Here is a 6,464-nt window from a genome sequence, read left to right as displayed (position 1 = left end):
CCGCAGAATTAAGACAAAACTAAAGGGCTTGCCGCCTGCTATTCACAGACAACAAGCCCTTTCGGCTGCTTAAACAATTTTTGCTTTCAAATATTGTCTAACTTTTTGGGGTCACTTCATTGCTCCGGGGAACGGCGGTTTTTTGTTTGGGTCAGGATTCTTCGGGGGTCTCGATGAGGGGGGCCACGGCGTAGCGGCCTTTGCCCGCCCGCTTGGCCTGATAGAGGGCCTTGTCGGCGGCGGCGTACAGGTCCGGATAGGAGGCGCCGCCGGTACAGACCGCAATGCCGATGCTGCAGGCCACCGGCAGGTCCTGGCTGCCCCACCGGATGTTGGTGACCTCCTGAATCAGCCGGGCGGCGTAATCCTCCGCCGCCTGGGCCTCATTGGACAGGTCCAGGATGGCCCCGAACTCATCCCCGCCCAGCCGGCCCACGCGGGTGCGGCCGGGAGCCAGGGTATTCATCAGCTCGCCCAGCTGCACCAGCACATAGTCCCCGCACAGGTGCCCATAGGTGTCGTTGATGTTCTTGAAGTCGTCCATGTCCAGCACCAGCATCCCCAGACGCTCGCCCGTGCCCATCTCATGGAGGCGGCGGGCCGCATAGCTCTCCAGGGCGGTCTTGTTGAGGGTCTTGGTGAAGTTGTCCATCAGCAGCTCTTTCTGCAGCTCGATGATCCGGCTTTTCTGGTCCATGATGTCGAACAGCAGGCCCACACCCAGCACCGGATTGCCGTCCCCGTCGCACTGAAGGGCCAGCTGCAGCTCAAACCACCGCTGTTCCCCGGTTTTCACCGGCAGGAACAGGTCTTTTTTCTGATAGGCCAGCCTGCGGCGGGCGTTCTTCATGCACTGGAAAATCTCGTCCTTCTGGCGCCGCTTGAGGGAGGGGGCGTTCTCGATGTATTCCTTGATGTTCTCGATCCGCTGGGGACCGTTGAAAATCTCCTTCCAGGCGTGGGTGAACCGCACCACGTCGGTGCGGATATCCCACTCAAAGGCGATGAGCCGCCCTTTCTGGAGCAGCAGCTCATACTGTTCGTTGGTCAGGAGGAATTTTTCCTCGTTTTCCTCCAGAGTCCGGTTCATGCTCTCGATCTCGCTCTGCTGCAGCAGCTCCACCCGGATATGCTCGATCCGGGCAAAGTAGATCACAAAGCTCACCAGGGCCACCAGCGCATAATTGAACACCGCCTCGGCGTCCCCCAGGGTGGACAAAAACAGCATCAGGGTCCCATAGCTCAGAGCCAGGTTGACCACCGCGTACAGCGGCTCCACCATGGGCAGGGCCGCAAAGGCCACCAGGGCGGTCACCGTCCCGATTTTGCCGATGGAAATGGAACGGCTGATGTCGTAGATCCCGAACAGGGTCTGCCACACCACCAGCAGGCTGGCCAGCACCATCTGCATCCGGTAGTTCTCCTCCACCGGCCGGTCCTTCATCAGCCAGCCCCCCGCCAGGAACACCGCCGACAACGCCAGCAGCGCCGCATAAAATCCAAAGTAAATCCGATTGTTCAGGGTGCCCAGGCCCACATGGTTCCACAGCAGCACCCGCGCTATATTGACGATCTGGGTCACAATCCCGTAAATCCCCAGCAAACGCATCAGGTTCCAGTTGAACCGGACCGCTTTGTTCACAAACCGGGTCCGAATCCGGGGTTCCAGATAGCGGCTCATCCCGTTTCCTCCTGTTCTGTCGTATGGGCGGCAGCCCCTCCCTGCCCCCTGCTATGTAATTACAGTTACCATTCCTATTATAACAAACCCCAAAACCGTTTGTCGAGAGTCATTCTTTTTTTATGGATAAAAATACATCACTTTTCCCGGGGGCAAAAACCTGTCCCCTTCACCTGTTTCCTCCCAGCGTATGCAGCCCGCCGCCCGGGGGTGCATACGGCGCCTTTTCGCTGGGGCAAAAACGGGGCGGAAGGGGGCTTTTCCGGCGCGGGGACGCGGCTTTTGTTGCAGAGCGAACGACTCCGTCATTTGTGACAAATTTAACAGAGAATTTTTGTGCAAGAGTATATGTGAAAAAAGGGTGAAAGTTCTATGGACCATTCTTGACAATCCTAAGAAAAGCCGCTAATCTATTGTTCGTAAGCGAACTATAAAACAGGGCTTTTCCGGCCCGAAAGGGAGTGGGATCAAATTGGAAAAAGACTGCGGTGCTCTGGTCAACCTGGTGTCGCGCAAGGTCAAACGGAGGCTGAACGTCACCCTCCAGGGTCTTGGCATCACCGCCATCCAAAGCCGGGTCATCTACTACATCCTGGTCCACTGCCAGCAGGGGCCGGTGTTCCAGCGGGACATCGAACAGGTGTTCGGCATGAGCCGCTCCACCGCCACCGGCATCCTGCAGCAGCTGGAAAAGAAGGATATCATCCGGCGGGAGAGCGTTTCCACCGATGCCAGGCTGAAAAGCCTGGTGCCCACCGAGCGGGCCGCCGAGCTGGACGCTCAGGTCCGCGCCTGCCTGCGGCAGACCGATGAGGTTTTGACCCGCGGGCTGTCGGAGGGGCAGGTGCAGCTGTTCAAGGAGATTGCGGCCGCCATGGCCCAGAACCTGGAACAGGCCGAGGACGTCCCGCCCGCCGAGCCGTGACCGGCATTGATCCGGCTTGCAACAATCCGGCTCTGAACAGTTCGTACAGGAACAAAGGATGGCGCTGCGGCGCCGTCCCCCACACTATTTTAAGGAGGAATCCACGAGGAATGACTCACATCATCAAGACCTTGTCTCACTCGATCCGTGAGTACAAGAAAACCTCGATCCTGACCCCTCTGCTGGTCACGGTGGAGGTGATTCTGGAGTGTGCGATCCCCTTTGTGATCGCCAACCTGGTCAACCAGATGCAGGCCGGCTGCTCCATGGACGTCATCGTGCGGTACGGTGTGTCCCTGCTGGTCATGGCGGTGGTGTCCCTGATCTTCGGCGCCGCCGCCGGCGCCACCTGCGCCAACGCCTCCGCCGGCTTTGGCCGCAACCTGCGCAAGGATATGTTCTACAAGATCCAGGACTATTCCTTTGAAAACATCGACAAGTTCTCGGTGTCCAGCCTGGTCACCCGTCTGACCACCGACATCACCAACGTCCAGATGGCCTACATGCTGATCATCCGCGTGGCCATCCGCTGCCCCCTGATGCTGGTGTTCTCCTTCGTCATGGGCTTTGTGATGGGCGGCCGTCTGGCCATGCTCTTCCTGTTCACCATCCCGGTGCTGCTGATCGCCCTGCTGCTGGTCATCCGGGCCGCCACCCCCCTGTTCCGCCGGGTGTTCCGCAAGTACGACGCCCTGAACGACTCGGTGCAGGAAAACGTCCAGGCCATGCGGGTGGTCAAGAGCTACGTCCGTGAGGACTACGAGAAGAAAAAGTTCGCCGCTGCCGCCGAGGACGTCCAGAAGGACTTCACCAAGGCCGAGCGGATCATGGCCCTGAACGGCCCCATGATGCAGTTCTGCATCTACGTGGGCATGGTGTTCGTCATGTCCTACGGCTCCTACACCGTCATCACCACCCAGGGCCTGGACCTGAACGTGGGCCAGATGTCCTCCATGCTGACCTACAGCTTCCAGATCCTGATGAGCCTGATGATGCTGTCCATGGTGTTCGCCATGATCACCATGTCCCAGGAGTCGGCTGAGCGTATCGTGGAGGTGCTGGACGAGGAGAGCACCCTCCACAGCCCCGAAAACGCCCTGACCGAGGTGAAGGACGGCTCCATCGACTTTGACCACGTCAGCTTCAAGTATTCCAAGAAGGCCGAGCGCTTCGCCCTGTCCGACATCGACCTGCACATCAAGTCGGGCGAGGTGATCGGCATTCTGGGCGGCACCGGCTCGTCCAAGTCCAGCCTGATCCAGCTGATCCCCCGTCTGTACGACGTCACCGAGGGCAGCGTCAAGGTGGGCGGCGTGGACGTCCGCAAGTACGACCTGGAAACCCTGCGCAACCAGGTGGCCGTGGTGCTGCAGAAGAACGTCCTGTTCTCGGGCACCATCAAGGACAACCTGCGCTGGGGCAACCCCAACGCCACCGACGCCGAGATGGAGGAGGCCTGCCGCCTGGCCCAGGCCGACGAATTCATCCAGCTGTTCCCCGACAAGTACGACACCTGGATTGAGCAGGGCGGCTCCAACGTGTCGGGCGGCCAGAAGCAGCGTCTGTGCATCGCCCGGGCCCTGCTGAAGAAGCCCAAGATCCTAATTCTGGACGACTCCACCTCCGCCGTGGATACCCGCACCGACGCGCTGATCCGCCAGGGCTTCCGGGAGTTCATCCCCGAGACCACCAAGATCATCATCGCCCAGCGTGTGGCCAGCGTCCAGGACGCCGACCGCATCATCATGATGGAGGGCGGCCGCATCACCGCCATCGGCTCCCACGAGGAACTGATGCAGACCAATGCGGTCTACCGCGATATCTATACATCCCAGAACCGTGCATCGCAGAATCCGGCAGGAGGTGACAAGGATGCCGAATAACACCACCAGCACCGGGCGCGGCAAGCGCGCCCCCAAGGGCGTCGCTGCCCGCCTGATCCGCACCATCTTTTCGTTCTATCCGGTCCTGCTGCCCATCACCCTGTGCTGCATCCTGGTCAACGCCATCGTCAGCTCGCTGCCCTCGGTGTTCATGCAGAACGCCATCGCCGTGGTGGAGGCCACCTACCGCACCGGCGACTGGGCCTCGGCTTCGGGCACCATCTTCCGCCTGCTGACCATCCTGGTGTCCATGTATGTGGTCAGCCTGGCCGCCAGCTTCGCCTTCAACCAGCTGATGGCCATCATCACCCAGGGCACCCTGGCCAAACTCCGCGAAAAGATGTTTGACCACATGCAGGACCTGCCCATCCGCTATTTCGACACCCACAGCCACGGCGATATCATGAGTTTCTACACCAACGATATCGACACCCTGCGCCAGCTCATCAGCCAGAGCCTGCCCCAGCTGATGATTTCGGGCGTCACCCTGCTGAGCGTCTTCTGCATCATGATCTACTACAGCATCTGGCTGGCCCTGGTGGTGCTGTTCGGCGTCATCATTATGTTCTTCACCGCCCGCTACGTCAGCGGCCACTCCTCCAGCTACTTCCTCCAGCAGCAGATCACCATCGCCAAGACCGAGGGCTTCATGGAGGAGATGATGAGCGGCCAGAAGGTCATCAAGGTCTTCTGCCACGAGGACGGCGCCAAGGCCGACTTTGACAAGGTCAACGACGAGCTGTTCGAGAACAGCGAAAAGGCCAACCGCTACGCCAACATCCTGATGCCCCTGCTGGCCAACATGGGCAACGTGACCTATGTTCTGGTGGCCCTGGTGGGCGGCAGCCTGCTGCTGTGGGGCACCCCCAACCTGAGCCTGTCGGGCATGGCCCTGAGCATCAGCATCGTGGTGCCCTTCCTGAACATGACCAAGCAGTTCGCCGGCGCCATCGGCCAGGTGTCCAACCAGGTGAACATGGTGGTCATGGGCCTGGCCGGCGCCCACCGGATCTTTGCCCTGCTGGACGAGGAGCCCGAGGTGGACGAGGGCTACGTCACCCTGGTGAACGCCCGCGAGAAAGAGGACGGCACCCTGGAGGAATACCCCGAGCGGACCAACGTCTGGGCCTGGAAGCATCCCCACCACGACGGCACCATCACCTACACCCGCCTGCAGGGCGACGTGCGGTTCTATGACGTGGACTTCGGCTATGTGCCCGAAAAGACCGTCCTGCACGACATCTCCCTGTACGCCAAGCCGGGCCAGAAGGTGGCCTTTGTGGGCTCCACCGGCGCCGGCAAGACCACCATCACCAACCTGATCAACCGGTTCTACGACATCCAGGACGGCAAGATCCGTTACGACGGCATCAACATCCGCAAGATCAAGAAGGCCGACCTGCGCCACTCCCTGGGCATCGTGCTGCAGGACACCAACCTGTTCACCGGCACCGTCATGGAGAACATCCGCTACGGCAACCTGGACGCCCACGACGAGGAGTGCATCGCCGCCGCCAAGCTGGCGGGTGCGGATGACTTCATCCGCCGCCTGCCCGACGGCTACAACACCATGCTGACCGGCAACGGCGCCAACCTGTCCCAGGGCCAGCGCCAGCTGCTGGCCATTGCCCGGGCCGCCGTGGCGGACCCCCCGGTCATGATCATGGACGAGGCCACCAGCTCCATCGACACCCACACCGAGGCCATTGTCCAGCGCGGCATGGACGCCCTGATGAGCGGCCGTACCACCTTCGTCATCGCCCACCGTCTGTCCACCGTCCAGAACGCCGACGCCATCATGGTTCTGGACCACGGCCGGATCATCGAGCGCGGCACCCACGAACAGCTGATCGCCCTCAAGGGCACCTACTACCAGCTGTACACCGGCGCTCTGGAACTGGACTAATTCTCCTGTACAGGCATCCATATTCCCAAAGTCAAAGCGGCGTTTCCCGCAGCCTCACCGGCCGGGAAG

At 60.7% G+C, this 6,464-nt stretch carries 4 protein-coding genes; 3 read left to right on the top strand and 1 reads right to left on the bottom strand.

Annotated features, from left to right (window positions below):
* Positions 1-151: 151 nt before the first annotated feature.
* The gene (locus tag B5G28_RS10590) at positions 152-1,681 is read right to left on the bottom strand and encodes a GGDEF domain-containing protein (protein ID WP_087248593.1); all 1,530 of its coding nucleotides are present in this window, start codon (positions 1,679-1,681) and stop codon (positions 152-154) included.
* Positions 1,682-2,153: 472 nt separating this feature from the next.
* Here B5G28_RS10590 and B5G28_RS10585 point away from each other — a divergent pair, with 472 nt between their 5' ends.
* From B5G28_RS10585 to B5G28_RS10575, 3 genes are all read left to right on the top strand, one after another.
* Positions 2,154-2,606 (top strand): MarR family winged helix-turn-helix transcriptional regulator, encoded by a 453-nt coding sequence (locus B5G28_RS10585; protein ID WP_158098207.1) that lies wholly within the window; start codon positions 2,154-2,156, stop codon positions 2,604-2,606.
* A 119-nt stretch (positions 2,607-2,725) separates the two neighbouring features.
* Complete coding sequence (locus B5G28_RS10580) at positions 2,726-4,489, top strand: ABC transporter ATP-binding protein (RefSeq protein ID WP_087248595.1); 1,764 nt, start codon at positions 2,726-2,728, stop codon at positions 4,487-4,489.
* Complete coding sequence (locus B5G28_RS10575) at positions 4,479-6,395, top strand: ABC transporter ATP-binding protein (protein ID WP_087248589.1); 1,917 nt, start codon at positions 4,479-4,481, stop codon at positions 6,393-6,395. The genes B5G28_RS10580 and B5G28_RS10575 overlap by 11 nt, the downstream gene beginning before the upstream one ends.
* Positions 6,396-6,464 lie beyond the last annotated feature (69 nt).

This window comes from Faecalibacterium sp. An77, from assembly GCF_002161315.1.
Taxonomy (GTDB): Bacteria; Bacillota; Clostridia; order Oscillospirales; family Ruminococcaceae; genus Faecalibacterium.
Note: the sequence above shows the minus strand (reverse complement) of the source record. Positions and strands in the feature narration are given on the sequence as shown.

What these genes read in the sequence shown, in the direction of transcription:
- B5G28_RS10590 (WP_087248593.1), bottom strand. Translation starts at nt 1,681, where the DNA reads ATGAGCCGCTATCTGGAACCCCGGATTCGGACCCGGTTTGTGAACAAA.
- B5G28_RS10575 (WP_087248589.1), top strand. Translation starts at nt 4,479, where the DNA reads ATGCCGAATAACACCACCAGCACCGGGCGCGGCAAGCGCGCCCCCAAG.